Origin of the sequence: Profundibacter amoris (assembly GCF_003544895.1) — a bacterium.
Lineage (GTDB): Bacteria > Pseudomonadota > Alphaproteobacteria > Rhodobacterales > Rhodobacteraceae > Profundibacter > Profundibacter amoris.
The window spans coordinates 3,061,727-3,081,672 of record NZ_CP032125.1 but is presented as its reverse complement, the minus strand read 5'-3'; the positions used below and the strand labels follow the sequence as shown (position 1 = coordinate 3,081,672).

General features: G+C 57.6%; 22 protein-coding genes. 15 read left to right on the top strand and 7 right to left on the bottom strand.

What is annotated here, in order from left to right:
• Positions 1-43: 43 nt before the first annotated feature.
• From BAR1_RS15400 to BAR1_RS15390, 3 genes are all read right to left on the bottom strand, one after another.
• Positions 44-1,771, bottom strand: a complete 1,728-nt coding sequence (locus BAR1_RS15400) for an alkaline phosphatase PhoX (protein WP_118943849.1) — start codon at positions 1,769-1,771, stop codon at positions 44-46.
• A gap of 112 nt (positions 1,772-1,883) precedes the next feature.
• Positions 1,884-2,588 carry a winged helix-turn-helix domain-containing protein gene (locus BAR1_RS15395; RefSeq protein WP_118943848.1) on the bottom strand — a complete coding sequence of 235 codons (705 nt, stop codon included), beginning with the start codon at positions 2,586-2,588 and terminating at the stop codon, positions 1,884-1,886.
• Positions 2,560-2,838 (bottom strand): hypothetical protein, encoded by a 279-nt coding sequence (locus BAR1_RS15390; RefSeq protein WP_118944511.1) that lies wholly within the window; start codon positions 2,836-2,838, stop codon positions 2,560-2,562. Before BAR1_RS15390 ends, BAR1_RS15395 begins: the two co-directional genes overlap by 29 nt.
• Before the next feature lie 169 nt (positions 2,839-3,007).
• Between BAR1_RS15390 and BAR1_RS15385 the strand changes: the two genes are divergently transcribed.
• The 12 genes from BAR1_RS15385 (at position 3,008) to BAR1_RS15335 (ending at position 13,340) form a co-directional block, all read left to right on the top strand.
• Complete coding sequence (locus BAR1_RS15385; protein WP_118943847.1) at positions 3,008-3,400, top strand: hypothetical protein; 393 nt, start codon at positions 3,008-3,010, stop codon at positions 3,398-3,400.
• Positions 3,401-3,526: 126 nt separating this feature from the next.
• Positions 3,527-4,141, top strand: a complete 615-nt coding sequence (rnhB, locus tag BAR1_RS15380; protein ID WP_118943846.1) for a ribonuclease HII — start codon at positions 3,527-3,529, stop codon at positions 4,139-4,141.
• Between the two features lie 112 nt (positions 4,142-4,253).
• Positions 4,254-5,369 carry a site-specific DNA-methyltransferase gene (locus tag BAR1_RS15375; RefSeq protein ID WP_118943845.1) on the top strand — a complete coding sequence of 372 codons (1,116 nt, stop codon included), beginning with the start codon at positions 4,254-4,256 and terminating at the stop codon, positions 5,367-5,369.
• A 140-nt stretch (positions 5,370-5,509) separates the two neighbouring features.
• On the top strand, positions 5,510-6,997 hold the full coding sequence (gene glpK / locus BAR1_RS15370; protein WP_118943844.1) for a glycerol kinase GlpK: 1,488 nt from the start codon (positions 5,510-5,512) through the stop codon (positions 6,995-6,997).
• Between the two features lie 70 nt (positions 6,998-7,067).
• Complete coding sequence (locus tag BAR1_RS15365; protein ID WP_118943843.1) at positions 7,068-7,865, top strand: S49 family peptidase; 798 nt, start codon at positions 7,068-7,070, stop codon at positions 7,863-7,865.
• A gap of 3 nt (positions 7,866-7,868) precedes the next feature.
• Entirely contained in the window at positions 7,869-8,036 is a 168-nt protein-coding gene (locus BAR1_RS18060; RefSeq protein ID WP_162891812.1) for a hypothetical protein, read from the top strand.
• Between the two features lie 2 nt (positions 8,037-8,038).
• Positions 8,039-8,998 (top strand): calcium/sodium antiporter, encoded by a 960-nt coding sequence (locus BAR1_RS15360; RefSeq protein ID WP_118943842.1) that lies wholly within the window; start codon positions 8,039-8,041, stop codon positions 8,996-8,998.
• Positions 8,999-9,010: 12 nt separating this feature from the next.
• Complete coding sequence (locus BAR1_RS15355) at positions 9,011-9,793, top strand: SDR family oxidoreductase (protein WP_118943841.1); 783 nt, start codon at positions 9,011-9,013, stop codon at positions 9,791-9,793.
• A 288-nt stretch (positions 9,794-10,081) separates the two neighbouring features.
• Entirely contained in the window at positions 10,082-11,962 is a 1,881-nt protein-coding gene (uvrC, locus tag BAR1_RS15350; protein WP_118943840.1) for an excinuclease ABC subunit UvrC, read from the top strand.
• Between the two features lie 18 nt (positions 11,963-11,980).
• Positions 11,981-12,649, top strand: a complete 669-nt coding sequence (gene pgsA / locus BAR1_RS15345; protein WP_118943839.1) for a CDP-diacylglycerol--glycerol-3-phosphate 3-phosphatidyltransferase — start codon at positions 11,981-11,983, stop codon at positions 12,647-12,649.
• Entirely contained in the window at positions 12,649-12,894 is a 246-nt protein-coding gene (gene moaD, locus BAR1_RS15340) for a molybdopterin converting factor subunit 1 (RefSeq protein WP_118944510.1), read from the top strand. Before pgsA ends, moaD begins: the two co-directional genes overlap by 1 nt.
• 2 nt (positions 12,895-12,896) lie before the next feature.
• The gene (locus tag BAR1_RS15335; protein WP_118943838.1) at positions 12,897-13,340 is read left to right on the top strand and encodes a molybdenum cofactor biosynthesis protein MoaE; all 444 of its coding nucleotides are present in this window, start codon (positions 12,897-12,899) and stop codon (positions 13,338-13,340) included.
• Positions 13,341-13,350: 10 nt separating this feature from the next.
• Here the strand turns inward: BAR1_RS15335 and BAR1_RS15330 are convergent, their stop codons facing one another.
• From BAR1_RS15330 to ubiA, 3 genes are all read right to left on the bottom strand, one after another.
• Positions 13,351-13,677 carry a hypothetical protein gene (locus tag BAR1_RS15330; RefSeq protein ID WP_118943837.1) on the bottom strand — a complete coding sequence of 109 codons (327 nt, stop codon included), beginning with the start codon at positions 13,675-13,677 and terminating at the stop codon, positions 13,351-13,353.
• Positions 13,670-15,601, bottom strand: coding sequence for an OmpA family protein (locus BAR1_RS15325; protein WP_118943836.1), 1,932 nt, complete (start codon positions 15,599-15,601; stop codon positions 13,670-13,672). The genes BAR1_RS15330 and BAR1_RS15325 overlap by 8 nt, the downstream gene beginning before the upstream one ends.
• A gap of 61 nt (positions 15,602-15,662) precedes the next feature.
• Positions 15,663-16,631, bottom strand: a complete 969-nt coding sequence (ubiA, locus tag BAR1_RS15320) for a 4-hydroxybenzoate octaprenyltransferase (RefSeq protein WP_118943835.1) — start codon at positions 16,629-16,631, stop codon at positions 15,663-15,665.
• Positions 16,632-16,643: 12 nt separating this feature from the next.
• Between ubiA and BAR1_RS15315 the strand changes: the two genes are divergently transcribed.
• The 3 genes from BAR1_RS15315 to BAR1_RS15305 all read left to right on the top strand — a co-directional run bounded on the left by BAR1_RS15315 (position 16,644) and on the right by BAR1_RS15305 (position 19,322).
• Positions 16,644-17,369 (top strand): 16S rRNA (uracil(1498)-N(3))-methyltransferase, encoded by a 726-nt coding sequence (locus BAR1_RS15315; protein WP_118943834.1) that lies wholly within the window; start codon positions 16,644-16,646, stop codon positions 17,367-17,369.
• Positions 17,370-17,885, top strand: coding sequence for a hypothetical protein (locus tag BAR1_RS15310; protein WP_118943833.1), 516 nt, complete (start codon positions 17,370-17,372; stop codon positions 17,883-17,885).
• A gap of 63 nt (positions 17,886-17,948) precedes the next feature.
• Positions 17,949-19,322, top strand: coding sequence for a glutamate--cysteine ligase (locus BAR1_RS15305; protein ID WP_118943832.1), 1,374 nt, complete (start codon positions 17,949-17,951; stop codon positions 19,320-19,322).
• A gap of 195 nt (positions 19,323-19,517) precedes the next feature.
• Here the strand turns inward: BAR1_RS15305 and BAR1_RS15300 are convergent, their stop codons facing one another.
• Complete coding sequence (locus tag BAR1_RS15300; protein WP_118943831.1) at positions 19,518-19,943, bottom strand: hypothetical protein; 426 nt, start codon at positions 19,941-19,943, stop codon at positions 19,518-19,520.
• Positions 19,944-19,946 lie beyond the last annotated feature (3 nt).

Sequence of the window (19,946 nt, the reverse complement as noted above, 5' to 3'; positions counted from 1 at the left end):
GCTGCTAAACAGCGGGGGGCTTTTCTTTTCTTGTAGGGCTAGGTTACTTCGCCAGCCACAACATATCCAGAGTGTGCTTTTTCGGCCCTGCATCTTCGCCTATCAACAATGACCCATCCGGCATTGCCAGAATATTGTCGGGGTTGGCGGGGCGTTCCATATCGCAACTGCCATCCTCGATTGTTTTGCCAACCACATAGGGATCCAGCCGCGTGATGTTATAATCACTGCCGGTATTGGCCACATAGACGCCACCGCAATCTTCCTTGTTCAGGGCAATTGCACCGCCGTCGGTTTCGTCACGTTCGCCAGTGACCCAATCGGGCTGACCCCATGATTTATCCATGGTCCAGGACAGCGCCGAGGCCGCCACATAAACCGTGTTTCCAAAGGATGTCGCGCCTTCCAGTTTGTCCCACTCGTTTGTGGCCCCCAATGCGGCGGCCGCACGGCGGCTTTCCAGAAACGCGGGGCGGTCATCGGGATATGATCCAACTATGCCATCCCCGTTCAGATCATTGCCGGTTTTGCCCTCGGCCCAGTTCATGATGTCGTCATTCGAGATATAGCTGGTTTGCCCTTCAACATAGTCATCGGTGGTGACATTGTCGTATTCAGCAATCCAGCCCTCGATCTGCGCATTGTTACCGTGTGCCAGTTCAACCCACTCCACATCAAATCCGGCCTTTTGCGGGTCCGGCGTGTCATCCTGGGTCAGTTTGGCGGCATACAACGTGCCTGCACCCAGATCACCTTTCACATCGGCCACAAACTTGAACAACACCCCGCCCGAAGCGGTGTTATAAGTCTTGTCGTTGTATTTTGCGGAATCATCATCGCTCATATACAGCGTGCGCGCGTCCGGCATGATGGCCGCCGTTTCATGGCTAAGACGGCCAGTGGCGTAATGTTTGACAAAGCTGTAATCGCTGGCCGTTGCCGCATTGTTGATTTCGAACAGATAGCCATAGCGATACGGGTTCGCCATCCGGCCCAGATACTGCATCATATTCTTGGGCTTGATATAGGTAATATCGTTGCCACCCTTGTAGCCGGGGTTTTCATCGTCATCATACTGGTTCGGGTGGTTCCAGACTGCCGAGTTGAAAAAGAAGTTTTCTTCGGCCAGCAACGGCGTGCCCCAAGGGGTGACTGTGCCCGAACATACCACCTGCGCCCCGTCAATCGAACTGACATCCAGCATGGCACCACCTGCCAAATCAGCCTGCCATTTGCCATCGACACGCTTTAGCGGCAGGCGGCTGACCGCACCGGCACCATCGCGCCCCGCGCCTTCCCAGCCTGTGTAAAGATAGGCCGTGTTGCCGCTGGTCGGGATAAAGCCGTTAAAATCGGGCGCGTTCGAAATATACATCAGATTGCCCGAGGTATCATAAACCCCGCCCAATACTTTGCCATCGCCCAGCTTGTCCCCGGCTTTGGCCAACGTGATATACGCTCCCGTTGCGGTATGGACCACTCCGCGATTATCTTCGGGGGCGATATCCACGTTTCCGCCTGTATAATTTGCGGTGTCAAACCCGTCCAGATAACCCAGGGTGGCGGGTTGTCCGTCTTCCTTCAGGTAGTTGCTGCCGCCGACATGTTGGGCGTTCAGGAATACCTCGCCCATGCCATTGACCGACAGACCTGTGACTTCTGCACCTGCGGGCATTGTTGCCACACGGGACAACTCCTGTGCTATTGCGGTATTTGCCAATGCGATTGCCGATAGCAGGGTTGTTCCCAATAGTTTTGCTGTAAAATTCATTTGTTCCTCCCAGATTTTTATTTGAGCACTCTCCACCCTAGCGCAGAATCCTTGGGGGACCAAAATTTTGTTGGGAATATCATTGATAGCAGAAGAGCAGTTTATACCTGCCCTAAACCATCCGGATCACATCCTTGTCGATCGCCAGCATATAACCACGCCGCGCGATGTTCTTGACCAGCAGTTCGCTGACCATCTGGTTGCCCAGTGAATCGCGCAGCCGTTTGATGCGGGTGGCGCCTGCGGCCTCGTCACAATCCGATGCGGGCCGGCCCGAGATCATGCCCTCGATTTCCGAGCCGGACAACAGTTCCTCGTCCATCCGGGCTTCGGCCAGAACCGACAGGGTTTCAATCGCCGCTTCGGTCAGTTTGAATTCCATGTTGTTCAGATAAACCGTGTTTTCCTCGCGGCTGATCAGCAGGGAAGATACCTGAATCCCCGTGCGCTCGATCTCGCCCATGCGTTTGTTCAGGGCAATGATGGTGACCAAAAACACCAGCGCAGCGATCAGCAGGGCGGTGGCGAACACCAGCAGCACAAAGATTACTGTGCGATAGGACGCCAAGGTGTCGGAAAACGATGTGCCAGATTGCGCCAGAATTTCCAACAGCTTGATTTCGGCGTTGTTGGTCAGGTCGTTGTTTTCCACAAACAGCTGTTCCACCCGTGCATTGAACGCATTGGCATCCGGCAGGTTCATGAACAGCAAAACGGCTGCCACCAACAGGATCAGCACAATCGCGGCGATCCCCAGTGTGACAACCTTTGTTCCGGTTAAACGTGTCTCAGTAGCGGAGGAAGTATTGTCCGGCACTGTCTTTCCTTTCCTCAAGGCCCTCTGTCCCGAATATGGACAGAATATTCAGCAATTGCCAGCCATCGGCCGAAATGCGTTGGGCGATCTGCGGCTTTGCGGCCTGCGGGGTGCAGGCGGTATCGGGCAATTCGATCACACCATAATGCAGGCGCAAGGGGCCGTCCTGCTTGGCCTTGTAATCGGCATAGCAGGATGCGCTTGCGGGCGAGGCGGCCAATATGGCCAGGGTCAGGATCAGCTTTTTCATCATGTGTGGAACATGGCGGATTATGCGGTGCTATTCAATAACAACCCCCCGTTTCCCCCGCTGATATCCGATAACAATGTGCCGTTATTGTCTAGCGCGCCGCTTTGCCCCCAAATTCATCTCATCGCTTCCGGCGAACACACGCCGGCTCATATCGAAAGGAAACGACATGACCAAGAAACTGATCGCCACCGTGCTCGCCGCATCAATTGCTGTTACATCAATTTCGGCACTGCCTGCCGCAGCCAAACCCAATGACGGTGCTAAAATTCTGGGCGGGCTTGCCGCGCTCTATATTCTTAGCCGGATTATCAAAGACAATGATCGCCGCCGCCCCGCGCCAGTTCCGGTCCAGCCGGCAGTGCCGAACCGTTGCCTGAAAACCTTTTACACGCCCAATGGCGCCATCCGTGCCTACGGTGCCCATTGTGTTGCCAAATACGCACCCCGCCTAAGCCTGCCGCAACAGTGCAAACGCCGGATCAACACCGACTACGGTCGTCGTAATGTTTACGGTCCCTATTGCCTGCGTGACAACGGCTACCGCGTGGCGGTGCAGTAACCCCGATACCTTCGGGTAAAAGGTGCGATTTTGTTGCGTCCTCGCACCTTTGGGGCGGGAGAGCCTGAAAAAGGCTCCCCGCCCTTTTCTCTTGCATGGGGGGGTGGTTCTGGGTTTTCTGGGCATATGACAAAACCAGCCCCAGATTTCACCCTTGAACAAACCGCAATAGATGCCGGTCACACCCTGATTGCCGGCGTTGATGAAGTCGGGCGCGGCCCCCTTTGCGGCCCTGTTACCGCCGCTGCCGTCATTCTGGACCCGCAGAACATCCCCGCCGGTCTGAACGATTCCAAAAAACTGACCGCCAAACGCCGCGAGGCGCTGTATGATCTGCTGCTGGAATGTGCCACCGTATCGGTCGCCCACGCCACTGTTGCCGAGATTGACGAATTGAACATCCTGCGTGCCTCACATCTGGCGATGGAGCGGGCGGTGGCCGGACTGCCCAAACCCCCCGACCACGTTCTGATCGACGGCAATCTAATCCCAAAGGGTCTGACACTTTCCGCGCAGGCCGTTGTCAAAGGCGATGGCAAATCCGTGTCGATTGCCGCCGCATCAATCATGGCCAAAACAGTGCGCGACCGCATCATGGTGGATTTGGCGCAACAGTATCCGGGCTATGGCTGGGAAAAGAACGCCGGATACCCCACAGCTGTGCATTTGGAGTCACTACAAAAACTTGGGGTGACCCCACACCATAGACGTTCGTTCAAACCCGTATACAAGATGTTGTAGCAAGAGTTTTTTCTAACCTCTTGATTCAAAAAAGAAATTGACGGCGAATCGTCAATGACTCATCCTAGGCCTCAACAACAAGCGCAAAAACGCGCAACGGTAGAGGCAGAAAATGACAACGAAAACCAAAACAAAAGCGGCTTCCAAGCTGCCCCTGAACCAGATTATTGACGGTGATTGCATCGAGGTAATGAACAGCCTGCCCGCAGGCTCGGTTGATCTGATTTTTGCGGACCCCCCCTATAATCTGCAACTGCGCGGTGACCTGCACCGCCCCGACAATTCCAAGGTGGATGCAGTTGACGATGCGTGGGACCAGTTTTCGTCCTTTGCCGCCTATGACAAATTCACACAGGACTGGCTAAAGGCTGCGCGGCGGTTGTTGAAACCGAACGGGGCGATCTGGGTGATCGGCTCGTATCACAACATTTTCCGCGTTGGTGCCGCCTTGCAAAATCAGGGCTTCTGGGTGCTGAACGATGTTGTCTGGCGCAAAACCAACCCGATGCCGAATTTCCGTGGCAAACGCCTGACCAATGCCCATGAAACGCTGATCTGGGCGTCCAAGGAAGAGGCCAGCAAATACACCTTCAACTATGACGCCCTGAAGGTGTTGAACGAAGGTATCCAGATGCGCTCGGACTGGGTGCTGCCGATCTGCACCGGCCACGAACGCCTAAAGAACGAGGACGGCGACAAGGCCCATCCAACCCAAAAACCCGAAAGCCTGCTGCACCGAATTCTGGTGGCCACCACAAACCCCGGCGATGTGGTTCTGGACCCGTTCTTTGGCACCGGCACCACGGGTGCTGTGGCCAAGAAACTGGGCCGCGAATATATCGGCATCGAACGCGAAGAGGCCTATCGCAAGGTTGCCGCCAAACGCCTGTCGAAAATCCGCAAGTTCGACAAGGAAAGCCTGCAAGTCACCCCCGCAAAACGCTCCGAACCCCGCGTGCCCTTCGGCCAGCTGGTGGAACGCGGCATGTTGAACCCGGGGGACGAGCTTTACTCGATGAACAACCGCCACAAGGTCCGCGTGCGGGCCGATGGTTCGCTGATTGGCGATGATGTGAAGGGATCCATCCATCAGGTCGGCGCCCATCTGGAAGGCGCGCCCAGTTGCAACGGCTGGACTTACTGGTGCTTCAAGCGCGATGGCAAAAAGGTTCCGATCGACCTGCTGCGCCAGCAAATCCGCGCTGAAATGGCCGAACGGCCGAACTAGCACAATCCGAACGAATACCGCCGGTGCCTGTGGCCTGACTACAGCGCACTAACTTGCCCCGCCGTGCCCTCGGCGGGGTTTTTTGTTGTGCGGGGGGGCGATTTGCGAAACACTCTACCGGACAACAAGGGGGGAATCTTATGACCTATGTGATGGCAATCGACCAAGGCACCACATCATCGCGCACGATTTTGTTTGATGGCGATCTAAAGGTCGCGGCCACGGCGCAGCAGGAATTCACCCAGCATTTTCCGCAATCCGGCTGGGTGGAACATAACCCCGAAGACCTGTGGCAAACCGTGATCCAGACCGCCCGCGATGCGATGGATCAGGTGGGCGCAACTGCCAGTGACATCGCCGCCATTGGCATCACCAACCAGCGCGAAACCACGATTGTCTGGGACAGGAAAACCGGCGCGCCCATCCACAATGCCATCGTCTGGCAGGACCGGCGCACCGCGCCGATTTGCGAGGCGCTAAAGGCGGCAGGGCACGAGGGTGAAATCACCCGTAAAACCGGCCTGTTGCTGGACCCGTATTTTTCCGGCACCAAGGTCAAGTGGTTGCTGGATAACGTGGAAGGTGCCCGTGCCAAGGCCGAGGCAGGTGATCTGCTGTTTGGCACTGTTGATTGCTATCTGATCTGGCGTCTAACCGGCGGCGCGGTTCATGCAACTGACGCCACCAACGCGGCGCGAACTCTGCTTTACAATATCCGCGATGGTCACTGGGACAAGGAAATCGGCGCCCTGCTGGACATCCCCCTGTCCATGCTGCCCGAGGTGCGGGATTGCGACGGGGATTTTGGTGAAACCTCCGCCGATCTGTTCGGCACCCCGATCCCTGTTCGCGGGGTTGCGGGGGATCAACAGGCGGCCACGGTGGGGCAGGCGTGTTTTGCGCCCGGCATGATGAAATCGACCTATGGCACGGGGTGTTTTGCGCTGTTGAACACGGGGCAAACGCTGGTCAGCAGCCAGAACCGTTTGTTGGGCACCATTGCCTATCAATTCGGCGGGGTCACCACCTATGCGCTGGAAGGCTCGATTTTTATTGCCGGTGCGGCGGTGCAATGGCTGCGCGACGGGCTGGGGATTATCAAAGACGCCAGCGAAACGCAGGCGCTGGCACAGGCAGCGGACGCGGGGCAGAATGTGGTTCTGGTGCCCGCCTTTACCGGCCTTGGCGCGCCTTACTGGGATGCCGATTGTCGCGGTGCTGTTTTCGGCTTGACTCGTGGCACCGGTCCGGCCGAACTGGCCCGCGCGGCGCTGGAAAGCGTTGGCTACCAGACCCGCGATTTGCTGGAGGCGATGCAGGCCGACTGGCAGGGTGCAGGCGGCGAAGCGGTGTTGCGGGTGGATGGCGGCATGAGCGCGAGCGACTGGACCATGCAGTTTTTGTCCGACATTCTGGGCGCGCAGGTGGATCTCCCGACGGTGCTGGAAACCACGGCGCTGGGGGTGGCGTGGATCGCTGGAATGAAGGCGGGCGTTTACCCGCAGCAGGATGAATTCGCCCGCAGCTGGGCGCTGGAGCGGCGCTTTCAACCTGTAATGGGCGATGCAGAGCGCGACGCAAAATATGCCGCGTGGAAACGGGCCGTCAAAGGGGCGATGGGTTATTAATTGGCAACACTAACCGCTGATTTTGACCGCGACCTTGTTTGCACCCATGCGGCACTCTACATCCTACATTATGAAACGCTGGATCCCCTTTATTAAATCCGCCCCCGTTGTCGCCGTGATCCGCCTGTCGGGCACGATTTCGACCGGTGGGCGCGGAACGCTGAACGATGAAACGCTGGCCCCCGTAATCGAAAAGGCCTTCAAACGCGGCAAACCAAAGGCCGTGGCGTTGCTGATCAATTCACCCGGTGGCTCGCCCGTGCAATCGTCGCTGATCGCGGCCCGCATCCGGCGGCTGTCCGAGGAAAAGAAAATTCCCGTAGTGGCCTTTGTCGAGGATGTGGCGGCTTCGGGTGGTTATTGGCTGGCCAGTGCGGCGGATGAAATCATCGCTGACGAAAGCTCGATCATCGGGTCGATCGGCGTTATTTCGATGGGGTTCGGTCTGAACGAATTTATCAACCGCCATGGGGTTGAACGCCGCGTTTATACTGCCGGTAAATCCAAATCCATGCTGGACCCGTTCCAGCCGGAAAAACCGGCGGATGTGAAGCGGCTGAAGGGGATGCTGGAGCAAATCCATGCGAACTTTAAAACCCAGATTACCACACGACGTGCCGGAAAACTGCCCGAGGGTAAGGATTTGTTCACCGGTGAAATCTGGGTCGGGCGCGCGGCACAGGATGTCGGGCTGATTGACGGCATCGGCCATCTGGTGCCGGTGATGAAAGAGCGTTATGGCAAGAAGGTGCGTTTTGCCCGTTACGGGGCAAAGCGGTCGATCTTGCAACGGTTTGGCGCGCGCATTGTGGGTGATGCGCTGGATGGAATAGAGGAACGTGCGCATTTTGCGCGGTTTGGGCTTTAGACTATGGTTAAAGTTGTCAGTCTGTTTCTGATTGGAATGCTGGTTCTGGCGATGTTCGGCCGCCTGCGGTTTCCCGGACAGGCGAAACTGGAAAGCCGCAAATGCCCCAAATGCGGGCGTTACCGGATCGGCAGCGGGCCTTGTGTCTGCAAGCGAAAGAACAAGGGTTAGAAATGGATTGGGTGTATGCCGGCCTTGGGCTGGTTATTTTGTTGCTTGCGGGCGATGCGCTGGTCAAAGGGGCAGTGAACCTGAGTTTGCGGCTGGGTGTGCCCGCACTGATCGTCAGCCTGACGATCGTGGCCTTTGGCACCTCGGCCCCTGAATTGCTGATTGCGATTCAGGCGATCCATGACGGCGCACCGGGGCTGGCGCTGGGCAATGTGGTGGGCTCTAATACCGCCAATGTGCTGCTGGTTCTGGGTCTGCCGGCGCTGATTGCCACTTTCCATACCTCGGAATGTGACACGCGCAAGAATTACCTGTTTATGATGTTCGCAACCCTGTTGTTTATCGCCATGTGCTTCCTTGGCCCGATAACATGGATTCACGGTGTTGTGCTGTTGGCGGCTCTTGGGTTTGTGCTGTCGGATTCGTTTCTCGAGGCCCGCTCGCATCGCCGCGAAAGTAAAATCGCCTGTGCTGCCGCAGAAGATCTGGAAGAAATTGAGGGCGCCGATCTGGACATGCCGTGGTGGCAAATCGGGGTGTTTATGGTGCTGGGGCTGATTGGCTTGCCATTGGGCGCGAACCTGTTGGTCGAAGGGGCGGTGAATATCGCCACTGACTACGGGGTTAGCGACACGGTGATCGGGCTGACGCTGGTGGCTGTTGGCACTTCGCTGCCCGAACTGGCAACAACCGTTATGGCAGTCATTCGCAGGCAGGCAGATGTGGCGCTGGGCAATGTCATTGGATCGAACATGTTCAACCTGTTGGCAATCATCGGTATCGCCAGTTTCGTTGGCGATATTCCGGTGGCGGACGGTATCTTGCGGTTCGACCTGTGGGTGATGCTGGCATCATCGGCATTGTTGATCCCGTTTGTGTTTCTCAAACAGAATATCACCAAAGGCTGGGGCGTGGTTTTATCTGCGGCTTATGCAGCCTATATTGTTGTCATCTTGGTTTAACCCGGAGGCGATATGACAAAACGCGCATTGGTAACGGGGGCAGGCATCCGGTTGGGGCGTGCAATGGCGCTCTATCTGGCTGGGCGCGGCTATGATGTGGCGGTGCATTTCGCCAGTTCAGAATCAGACGCGAACGAAGTTGTGGCGCAGATACAGGCGATGGGTCAACAGGCAGTCGCGCTACAGGCCGACCTGCTGAATGAACACGAGGTTCAGTCGCTGATTGGCCGTGCCGTCGATGGTCTGGGCGGTGCGATTGACTGTCTGGTGAACAACGCCTCGATCTTTGAATATGACACGTTGGAAACGGCGACGCGTGAAAGCTGGGACAGGCATATAGGGTCGAACCTGCGGGCACCGTTCGTGCTGACCCAGTGTTTCGCCGCACAGGCCCCCAAGGCAATGCTGGATGAAAACGGTGAACCGCTCTCGATCGCCTTGGTGGTGAATATGCTGGACCAGCGGGTGCGCAAACTGACACCGGAATTCATGACCTACACCATCGCCAAGATGGGTCTGTGGGCCTTTACACAGACCGCGGCACAGGCGCTGGCCCCCGATATTCGTGTCAATGCGATCGGACCGGGGCCAACATTGCGCGGCGCACGACAGTCAGAGGACCATTTCAGCAACCAGCGCGCCAATGTGCCGCTGGGCCGTGGCGCGCATCCGGAAGATGTGACTGCGGCACTGGGGTATTTTCTGGATGCTCCGGCTGTGACGGGGCAGCTTTTGTGCGTGGACGGCGGGCAGAATTTGGCATGGAAAACCGCTGATGTGCTTGGGGTTGAATGACCCTCCGGCCAAAGTTGTGCACTTTTGACCGGCCGGTCACAGAACTGTTACATTTTTCCTAATGAATTCAATAATTTGCCCTGTGGAAAGAAAAATAACGTGCAAAAACAATACCTTAAAACTGTGCCTAAAAATTAGGCAATTCGGCGAAATTGGCCAAAACAAACGAAAAATTCGGGATCGGGCAAAGTTACCTACAAACTTATCCACAGTTCCGGTGGAGATGTTTTCTCTTGCCAGATAACGGATAAGGTTGCAGCCACAGGCGGGAATCACTTCGGGGTGAAGATGAACGACACGACAGACGACAAACCGGCAGAGGCACCCTTGACGGGGCATGCCCTGATCCGCAGCTATCTGAACACGCTGGACGGCAGTCCGGGCGTGTACCGGATGCTGGATGCCGAAGGGCGTGTTTTGTATGTCGGCAAGGCGCGGCATCTGAAAAAACGGGTGTCGAACTATGCCAACCCGCGCGGACATACGGTGCGGATTGCACGGATGATCCACCAGACCGCCAGCATGATGTTTCTGACCACCAAAACGGAAACCGAGGCGCTGTTGCTGGAACAGAACCTGATCAAGCAGCTAAAGCCCTATTACAACGTACTGCTGCGAGACGACAAAAGCTTTCCGTCAATCCTGCTGGCCAAAACCCATCCCTTTGCCCAGATCAAGAAACACCGCGGCCGCAAGGGCGAGGCAGGCAGCTATTTCGGCCCCTTCGCCAGTGCCGGTGCCGTAAACCGCGTGCTGAACCAGTTGCAAAAGGTATTCCTGCTGCGCAACTGCTCGGATTCGGTGTTTTCCGGCCGCACCGGCCCGTGTCTGTTGTATCAGATCAAGCGCTGCTCGGGGCCGTGTGTCGGGCTGATCACAGAATCGGAATATGCCGATCTGGTGCGGGATGCCGAACAGTTTTTATCCGGCAAATCGACCAAGGTTCAGGGTGAACTGGCCGCGCAAATGCAACAGGCAAGTGACGCGCTGGAATTTGAACGCGCCGCTGCCCTGCGCGACCGGATCAAGGCGTTGACGCAGGTGCAACAGGTGCAGGGCATCAACCCGCAAACCGTGGCCGATGCGGACGTGATTGCGCTTCATATGGAAGGCGGGCAGGCCTGCGTTCAGGTGTTCTTTATCCGCGCCAACCAGAACTGGGGTAACAAGGATTTCTATCCGCGCACCGGGGCTGGGGCGGATGAACGTGAGGTGCTCGAGGCGTTCCTTGGCCAGTTCTATGACAACAAACTGCCCCCCCGCCAGATATTGCTATCCCACCCGATTGAAAATGACGACCTGATGCAAGAGGCGCTAAGCCAGAAGGCCGGTCGCAAGGTTGAAATCATCGTGCCCAAACGTGGTGAAAAAGCCGAGCTGGTCGAGGGTGCCGCCCGCAACGCCCGCGAAAGTCTGGCCCGCCGGATGGCGGAAACGGCCACACAGGCGAAACTGTTGAAAGGGCTGGCCGAAGCCTTTGATCTGGACGCGTCGCCCAAAAGGATCGAGGTTTACGACAACTCGCATATTCAAGGCGCGCACGCGGTCGGGGCGATGATCGTGGCGGGGCCGGAGGGCTATATCAAAAGCCAGTATCGCAAGTTCAACATCAAGGATGCCGACCTGACCCCCGGCGATGATTTCGGCATGATGAAAGAGGTGCTGGGCCGCCGGTTCAAACGCCTGCTGAAAGAAGATCCCGACCGCAAGGGTGACAACTGGCCCGACCTGCTGCTGATTGACGGCGGCGCGGGGCAGGTTTCGGCGGTGGCGGAAATCATGCGCGAATACGGGGTGGACGACATTGCGATGGTCGGAGTGGCCAAAGGCGAGGACCGTGACGCGGGCAAAGAGGAATTCTACCGCACCGGCAAACGCCCCTTTGCCCTGCGGCATAATGATCCGGTGCTGTATTTCGTGCAGCGCCTGCGCGACGAGGTACACCGTTTTGCCATCGGCACCCACCGCGCCAAACGGGCCAAATCCATGGGTGCAACGCCACTGGACGGGGTTCCGGGCGTGGGTGCGGCGCGAAAACGCGCGCTTTTGGCACATTTCGGCAGCGCCAAGGCGGTTAGCCGCGCAGGGTTGGAGGACTTGAAGAAAGTTGAGGGAATTTCGCACCGGTTGGCAGAAACACTCTATGACTTCTTCCATGACAAAGGTTGAGCGGTTAAGGATAGCGATATGATATGGAACGTGCCCAATATTCTGACTGTGATCCGTCTGCTGGCGGCGCCCGCTTTGGCGGTGATGTTTCTGTATTTCAACACCCCTTGGGCGGACTGGTTTGCGCTGGTTCTGTTTATCAGCGCGGCGTTGACCGATTTCGTTGATGGCTATCTGGCACGGGCTTGGAAACAGGAGAGCAAATTCGGCGCCATGCTGGATCCGATCGCGGACAAGGCGATGGTGTTGATCGCCCTGCTGGTGATCATCGGATTTTCCGGTGTGAAGGCGTGGATTTTGCTGCCCGCGACGATGATCTTCTTTCGCGAGGTGTTCGTTTCCGGCCTGCGTGAATTTCTGGGTGACAAGGCCAGCAAGCTGAAGGTCACCAATCTGGCAAAATGGAAAACCACGGCACAGATGATCGCCATCGCGGTGCTGTTTTCCCAAGGTATATTTGCGGACCGGTTTGTGGAACTGACACAGGCGATGGACCCCGCGATTATCGACGCAATTCTGGCGGGCGAACAAGAGGACCTTAGCGGTTTGCTCTGGGTGCAAAAGGGGGCTGCGGCCAGCTATTATGGCGGTATTGCCCTGCTGTGGATCGCGGCGGGTTTGACGCTGATCACCGGCTGGGACTACTTTGTCAAAGCCCTGCCGTTTCTGAAGGATGACACGAAATGATTGACGTTCTGTATTTCGCATGGGTGCGCGAACGCATCGGATTGCCGAAAGAACAGGTTGAAACCGGTGCCGCAACGGTGGCCGATCTGGTCGAGGAACTGAAAGCGCGCGAAGAACGCTATGCCGCCGCGTTCGAGGATGTTTCAGCCCTGCGGGTGGCTGTAGATCAGGAACTGACCGGTTTTGACGCCCCGCTGGCCGGTGCGCGCGAAGTGGCATTTTTCCCGCCGATGACAGGTGGCTGACAATGACCGTTCGGGTTCAGGAACAAGCGTTTGATCTGGGGGCCGAGGTTCAGGGTTTTGCCCTTGGACGTGATGATGCGGGGGCGGTGGTCAGTTTCACCGGCATCGTGCGCAACACGCCGGATGGTGATCTGGAACGCATGGAGATGGAACATTACCCCGGCATGACCGAAAACGCCCTGAAAGGGATCGAGGCCGAGGCGATGAAACGCTGGAACCTGAAGGGTTGCCTGATCATCCACCGCTACGGCACCCTGCGCCCCGGTGATCTGATCATGATGGTGGCCACGGCATCCCCGCATCGGGGGGACGCGTTCGAGGCGGCGATGTTCCTGATGGATTACCTGAAATCCCGCGCGCCGTTCTGGAAGAAAGAATTCACCACCGATGGTGCCGAATGGGTCGCCGCCAAGGACGAGGACGAAGACGCGCTAACCAAATGGTAGCGTCTACGACCTAGTCCCGATTAATCTTCTCGACATAGGCCCGCAGTTCTTCCGCCTCTTGCCGCGCAGCACGCAAGCCGTCCATTGCGGCTGATAATTCCGCTTCGGTCTGGGTCAACTGGTTGGTCATTTCCGCTTCGCGTTGCTGCAAATAGGTAATTGCCTGATCGCGGGTTTCCTCGGCTTCGTGCAGGGCCTGCGCCATGTTGTCCAACTCACCCAGATCGGCCTGCGAGACACGGGTGAACCGGTGCAACAGCCAATGTGCGAACCAGCCTAGCACAAAGGCGACAAATAGAATGATCGCAATGGCGGTGATAATTTCGGTTCTATTCATTAGGTGTGGTCTCCGCCGGTTCGGGATGGCTGTTGTCTGTATGTGGTTGTTCTACTGCCGGGGCTTCCATCTGTTCAAGGCCCGTGGCCTCTTCTTGCACTTTTGCCGGAACAATCAGGTTGAACTCGATCCGCCGGTTGGCCTCGCGGCCCTCTTCCGTTTTGTTGTCCGCGACGGGCACAGATTCGCCATAGCCTTTGGCGCGCATCCCAGAGGTTAGAACCTTGCGTGCAATCAACCCTTGCAAAACGGCATCGGCACGGGCTTGCGACAGGTTCAGGTTCATCACTTCGCGGCCCTGGCTGTCTGTGTGGCCGGCAATTTCAATCCGCGGTTTGTTGCAGGTTTTCAGGATATCGGCAATCCGGTCCACAACGGCCTGACCCGCACTGTCCAGTTCCGCCGATCCCGGGGCAAAGCTGATTTTACGTTCTGACAGAATTTCATTGATGTTATCAACGCATTCAGCAGGTTTCAGCAGCCCTGCAACCGGATCCAGCGCTTTTTCGTATTTTATGTCGATACCGTAATTCTCAGACGCGCCCAGTTTCTCGGACAACAGCCGTGCAACATTCGCCCGTGCATCGGGATTGCCGGTAATGCCACGCACTTCGACAAAGTTTTCCTGCACCACAACGCTACCGTGGTTCAGTTCCGCCAACGCTTCAAGACCCGCCAGAACGCGGATCGGCCAGCCATCGGGCAGTTCTTCGTCCAGACGGGTGGCATCATAAACGACCTTGCTGCCGAAACGGGCGCGGGAATAGCTGTCAACGGCGGCACGTGTGCGTTCATTCGTGACACGTCCACGCAATTGCACCTGACCTTCGGGGCTGAGGGTTGCGACAAATTCGGGCGATCCTTTGCCTTCGCCCGTGCCGTCAATTTTGACGGGTTCGGGCAGAACGGCATGCAGTGAAAATACATCGGGCAGGGCTGCTTTCAACTCACCTACCACGCGGTCAAATGTGGCCTGCGGGGTGGTATCCAGTGCGACCAGAGTCACATCGGCATCCGAAAAGGTGATGCTGCCGCCGCCAATATCGTTCAGCGCCTTGATGCCGCTGGCAACGGCGTCGCCCCAGGATGTGGTCGGCACACCCAGCCCGATGGTGCAATCGGTTTTGCCATTCAGGCCCACATCCAGCGCGGCACTGATGATTTTGGCGTGGGTGTCGGCGCTGTCGGCGGAACAGGCGTCGAAATGGGCATTGTCGCCATCTATGACAAACCGTGTCGTGAAAGGCGTGATCACGGGGCGTGGTGCCGTGATTTTTGTGATCAGCGACATGTTATCCGGCGCCTTGCGGGCCAATTGGGCCTCGATCTTGCGCTTTTCCTCGATACTGCCGGCAATGGCGGTAACCGCAACACCGTCTTCGGATATCGAAACCTTGGATTTGGGCAGATCGTGCACGGCATTCAGGCCAAACTTCAAGGCCGCTTCCCATCCATCGGGGGCCGGATAGTCGCTTGTGTCCAGCATGTCGGTAATTTCGGTGCCTTTGGTCAACCCCTCGATCGACGACACGATTTCTTCGCGGTCCGAGGATGTCGGAATAAGCCCGATCAGCGAAATCCCCTCGTTGTTTCGCAAAATCTCGACGCTGAATTTTGGCGGCGCAATGGCGGCGGCGTCCAGCACATCCATGCTGTTGATCACCCGTTCCGCATCAACAATGCTGTTGGCGACGGTCAGCGCCTTGAAGCGTGTGGCCTCGTCTGGCGCAGTGCCGGTCAATTCCACTCGCAGGCCGTCCACATGCACGGAAACCCATGTATGGTCTTGGGCAACCAGCGCATTGGTCACATCTGCAAGTGAGCGTTCTTCGATAAAGTCGGCCGCACGCATGGCACCAAAGGTGCTAACGGTGCCAGCAATCAGAAAGACAGCAAGGATCGAGAATATTTTGGAAAGGCGCATGATAACTCGAATTGTCCGGTGAGGTTTTTCTCTGTCTAGGCCGCATCTTGCCGATGTTCAATCACAGCAATAGCGCAACGGCAAGAAACAGCGCAAAGATGAGGCCTGAATCACGGTTGGCGCGAAACAATCGCAGGCAGATTTGCGGATTGTCCGTATCCAGACTGCGCATTTGCCACGCCAGATGCCAGCCAAAGGCCCACGGTCCGGCCAGTGCTATCACCATGACCATCGGGTTCTGTTTGTCCGAAAGCGATAGAATCACGGCCGTTGCCAGCAAGGTTACGGACAGAATCATAAAGCCGGTCAGCCATTTTGTGGCATTGACGCCAAACAGCCGCGCGGTGGATTTCACTCCGATCATGGCGTCGTCCTCGGTATCCTGAAAGGCATAGATCGTGTCGTAAAACAGCGTCCATGCGATGCCCGCCAGATACAGCAATACGGCAGGCCAGTGCAGTTGCCCCGAATGGGCCGCCCATGCCAGCAAAGCGCCCCAGTTGAACGCCAGTCCAAGGAACACCTGCGGCCACCATGTAAAGCGTTTGGCAAAGGGATAGATTGCCACCAAGACCAGCGAACTGATGCCCAGCAGGATGGTGTAGCGGTTGAAGGTCAGCAGAATGGCAAAGGCCACCAGCGATTGCAGCGCCATCCAGATAATGGCGCCCCTGACGCTGACCTGTCCTGACGGGATGGGGCGCGACCGTGTGCGCTCGACCTGCGCGTCGATCTTGCGGTCGGTGATGTCGTTCCAGGTGCAGCCCGCGCCGCGCATCAGCCAGGCACCGGCGGCACAGGCGATGATGATCCAGATATCGAACCTGCCAAAATCACCGCCATGCAGCGCCGCCAGCAGCACACCCCACCAGCAGGGTAGCAGCAACAGCCATGTGCCGATCGGCCGGTCGGCGCGGCTCAGGCGCAGATAGGGGCGGGTCCATTCGGGCGCGATTGTATCGACCCAGTTACCTTTAACGGCATCGGAAACCTGTCCCTGTTGCTCTGGCAATTCGGAAGTGTCGGGCATATGGTTCGGTCCATGAAGAATGCTAAGATCAGGCTCTGTGTAACGCAGGCATTGGGGGCGGGGCAAACCATTCCTTTGACCCGTGATCAGGCGCATTACCTTTTCGGGGTGATGCGGTTGAAACAGGGCGCGCATGTGCTGTTGTTCAACGGCGCAGATGGCGAATATCTGGCCGAGGTGGTCGAGGCCGGCAAGCGCAAGGGCGTGCTGGAATGCCTGTCGCAAACCCGCCCGTTGCAGATGCCGCCCGACCTGTGGCTGCTGTTCGCCCCGATCAAAAAGGCCCGCACCGCGTTTATCGTGGAAAAGGCCACCGAACTGGGCGCGGCGCGGATTTGTCCGGTGCAGACACGCTTCACCAATGCCGAGCGCATCCGGCAGGACCGTTTGCAAGCCCACGCGCTGGAAGCCGCCGAGCAATGCGGCGCAACCTATGTGCCCGAAGTTGACGACATCCGGCGGCTGGATGCCATGCTGGCCGACTGGCCCAAGGATCGCCAACTGGTGTTCTGCGACGAATCCCTTGCGGGCGCGCGGGAAGTGCTGGCAGCGCAGGCAGGGCAGGAAAAATGGGCCATCCTGATTGGCCCCGAAGGGGGTTTTAGCAGTGAGGAACGTGAGCAGCTATCGGCACTGCCCTTTGTCACCAAAATCAGCCTTGGCCCGCGTATCTTGCGGGCAGATACGGCGGCAGTGGCGGCGATTACGCTGTGGCAGGCCACGTTGGGGGATTGGTAGATGTCCTTTGTCCGCCCCGAATCCCGCGCATTTTTCTGGCGCTGGCGCGAAGTGCTGGTGGCACTGGTGGTGTTCCTGTGGGGGCTGTGGCTGGGCCTGACGTCATTCGGATTGATCGCCGGTTTCGGCTGGGTCATAGCCGCACTCGGCGCGGTGGGCCTGTTTGCCGGTTGGCAACGGGCGCGGTTTCGCATTGGCGATGGCGGGGCCGGTGTGGTGCAGGTGGACGAACGGCAGATCATCTATTTCGGCCCGCATACCGGCGGTTCGGTGTCGATCGAGGGGCTGATCCGTGTTGAACTGATCCCATCTGAATCCGGCACGCATCATTGGCTGTTGGTCGAGCCGGGCCAGACCTCGCTATCGATCCCTACCGATGCCGAACATTCCGAGGACCTGTTTGATGCCTTCAGCGTGCTGAACGGCTTTGCCACGCAAAAGATGCTGAACGCGTTGAATGCGCGCCCTGCTCAACCTGTCGTGATATGGCAAAAACGCACAGCCTATCTGCATTGACATCCCGCACATTTGGCTCCAACTCTGGCCTTATTGAATAGCGAACAGAGCGAGGCCCAGAACATGTCCATCCCCCAATCCGGCGGCAGCGCCCCGATCGAAAACCACGCCGATCTGGCGCAATATCTGGCCGATGGCTGCAAGCCAAAGGATGATTGGCGCATCGGCACCGAGCACGAGAAATTCGGCTATTGCAAAGACACCCACAAGCCGCTGCCCTACGAGGGCAGACATTCGATCAAGGCGATTCTGGAAGGGTTGCGGGCGCAATTCGGTTGGGATCCGGTTTACGAAGAGGGAAATATCATCGGCCTGTCCAAGGACGGGGCCAACATCAGTCTGGAACCGGGCGGGCAACTGGAACTGTCGGGCGCGCCGCTGTGCACCATCCACCAGACCTGCGACGAGGTAAACGTGCACCTGCGCGAGGTCCAGTCCGTGGCCGATGGCGCGGGCGTGCGGTTTCTGGGGCTGGGGGCCGCGCCGATCTGGAAACACGAGGACATGCCGGTGATGCCCAAGGGCCGTTACCGCCTGATGACCGATTACATGGCCAAGGTCGGCACCCACGGCACGCAGATGATGTATCGCACCTGTACGGTTCAGGTGAACCTTGATTTCGGCTCTGAAGCGGACATGGTGCAGAAATTCCGCGTCGCATTGGCGCTGCAACCGGTGGCCACCGCGCTGTTTGCCAATTCCCCGTTTTTCGAGGGCAAACCGAACGGCCACAAAAGCTGGCGGTCGCGCATCTGGCGCGGTCTGGATCCGGCGCGCACGGGTATGTTGCCCTTTGTGTTCGAGGACGGGATGGGGTTTGAACGCTATGTCGAATACGCGCTGGATGTGCCGATGTATTTTGTCTATCGCGACGGCAAATATATTGACGCGCTGGGCATGTCGTTCCGCGATTTTCTAAAGGGTGAACTGCCCGCCTTGCCGGGTGAAAAACCCACCATGTCGGATTGGGCGGACCATCTGACCACCCTGTTCCCCGAGGCGCGGATCAAACAGTATATGGAAATGCGCGGGGCCGATGGCGGTCCGTGGCGGCGGCTGTGCGCCCTGCCGGCATTCTGGACCGGCCTGATGTATGATCAGGCTGCGCTGGATGCGGCGTGGGATCTGGCTAAGGATTGGGATGCCGAAACCCGCGAAGCGTGGCGCGTGGGGGCCTCTGTCGATGCGCTTCAGGCAAAGGTCGGCGGGCGCAGCATGCAGGATCTGGCCCGCGAGGTTCTGGCGATTTCCGAAGAAGGGCTAAAGGCCCGCGCCAAACCCGGTGCCGGCGGCATGGTGCTGGACGAGCGCCATTTCCTGAATGCGCTGATCGACAGTGTGGAAGAGGGCAAGGTGCCTGCGGACGAGCTGCTCGAGAAATATTACGGCGAATGGAACGGGGATCTGAGCCGGATATATGGCGAGTATAATTACTGAACAAAACAATGGTGCACCCGAAAGGATGCGCTATTCGTTCCTAGGGTTTATAGGTCTACGCCCTAGGCGGATTTGGTCGCACCAGTGGTTCGGGGGCAATTCCCCGCCGCCGCACCGATCTTCATGATCATACCGACAAGCGCCAGCAACACGGCGAAATAGGTGAGGTAGATAAAGGTCATTACGGGTCTCCTTTCAAAGAGGGTGGGAATAGAGTTCACGCCGCATGTGGCGATACAGTATCGCAAAAACGCCGCACCAGAGCGGGGCAAAGATCAGGCCAAATCCGAAGGACATGGCCGCAAGACTTAGCGCTGCTTCTGGTGTTTCCTTCGCTATGTAGAACAAGAAGACCAACAACGGAGTCGCCGTGTTTGCAAGCAGGCCTATGCCGGCAAAAACATAGAAAGAAGGTTCATTATAACGCAGCCCGTAGGCCAACAACGGGCCACCTGCAAGCAGATATGGCAGCCCGCCCATTAGAACGGCGAATACAGGGATCACAAGCCAGAATCCCAGCGCTGCGACCAGCAGAGGAGCAAGGACAAGCGCCGCAATAAATGCAACCGGATCGATCAGGTGGCGGTTTCTCAGGGTGTCAGTTTCATAAATTTCTGTCATAAC

What these genes read in the sequence shown, in the direction of transcription:
- BAR1_RS15400 (WP_118943849.1), bottom strand. Translation starts at nt 1,771, where the DNA reads ATGAATTTTACAGCAAAACTATTGGGAACAACCCTGCTATCGGCAATC.
- BAR1_RS15390 (WP_118944511.1), bottom strand. Translation starts at nt 2,838, where the DNA reads ATGAAAAAGCTGATCCTGACCCTGGCCATATTGGCCGCCTCGCCCGCA.
- BAR1_RS15385 (WP_118943847.1), top strand. Translation starts at nt 3,008, where the DNA reads ATGACCAAGAAACTGATCGCCACCGTGCTCGCCGCATCAATTGCTGTT.
- rnhB (WP_118943846.1), top strand. Translation starts at nt 3,527, where the DNA reads ATGACAAAACCAGCCCCAGATTTCACCCTTGAACAAACCGCAATAGAT.
- BAR1_RS15375 (WP_118943845.1), top strand. Translation starts at nt 4,254, where the DNA reads ATGACAACGAAAACCAAAACAAAAGCGGCTTCCAAGCTGCCCCTGAAC.
- glpK (WP_118943844.1), top strand. Translation starts at nt 5,510, where the DNA reads ATGACCTATGTGATGGCAATCGACCAAGGCACCACATCATCGCGCACG.
- BAR1_RS15365 (WP_118943843.1), top strand. Translation starts at nt 7,068, where the DNA reads ATGAAACGCTGGATCCCCTTTATTAAATCCGCCCCCGTTGTCGCCGTG.
- BAR1_RS18060 (WP_162891812.1), top strand. Translation starts at nt 7,869, where the DNA reads ATGGTTAAAGTTGTCAGTCTGTTTCTGATTGGAATGCTGGTTCTGGCG.
- BAR1_RS15360 (WP_118943842.1), top strand. Translation starts at nt 8,039, where the DNA reads ATGGATTGGGTGTATGCCGGCCTTGGGCTGGTTATTTTGTTGCTTGCG.
- BAR1_RS15355 (WP_118943841.1), top strand. Translation starts at nt 9,011, where the DNA reads ATGACAAAACGCGCATTGGTAACGGGGGCAGGCATCCGGTTGGGGCGT.
- uvrC (WP_118943840.1), top strand. Translation starts at nt 10,082, where the DNA reads ATGAACGACACGACAGACGACAAACCGGCAGAGGCACCCTTGACGGGG.
- pgsA (WP_118943839.1), top strand. Translation starts at nt 11,981, where the DNA reads ATGATATGGAACGTGCCCAATATTCTGACTGTGATCCGTCTGCTGGCG.
- BAR1_RS15335 (WP_118943838.1), top strand. Translation starts at nt 12,897, where the DNA reads ATGACCGTTCGGGTTCAGGAACAAGCGTTTGATCTGGGGGCCGAGGTT.
- BAR1_RS15330 (WP_118943837.1), bottom strand. Translation starts at nt 13,677, where the DNA reads ATGAATAGAACCGAAATTATCACCGCCATTGCGATCATTCTATTTGTC.
- BAR1_RS15325 (WP_118943836.1), bottom strand. Translation starts at nt 15,601, where the DNA reads ATGCGCCTTTCCAAAATATTCTCGATCCTTGCTGTCTTTCTGATTGCT.
- ubiA (WP_118943835.1), bottom strand. Translation starts at nt 16,631, where the DNA reads ATGCCCGACACTTCCGAATTGCCAGAGCAACAGGGACAGGTTTCCGAT.
- BAR1_RS15315 (WP_118943834.1), top strand. Translation starts at nt 16,644, where the DNA reads ATGAAGAATGCTAAGATCAGGCTCTGTGTAACGCAGGCATTGGGGGCG.
- BAR1_RS15310 (WP_118943833.1), top strand. Translation starts at nt 17,370, where the DNA reads ATGTCCTTTGTCCGCCCCGAATCCCGCGCATTTTTCTGGCGCTGGCGC.
- BAR1_RS15305 (WP_118943832.1), top strand. Translation starts at nt 17,949, where the DNA reads ATGTCCATCCCCCAATCCGGCGGCAGCGCCCCGATCGAAAACCACGCC.
- BAR1_RS15300 (WP_118943831.1), bottom strand. Translation starts at nt 19,943, where the DNA reads ATGACAGAAATTTATGAAACTGACACCCTGAGAAACCGCCACCTGATC.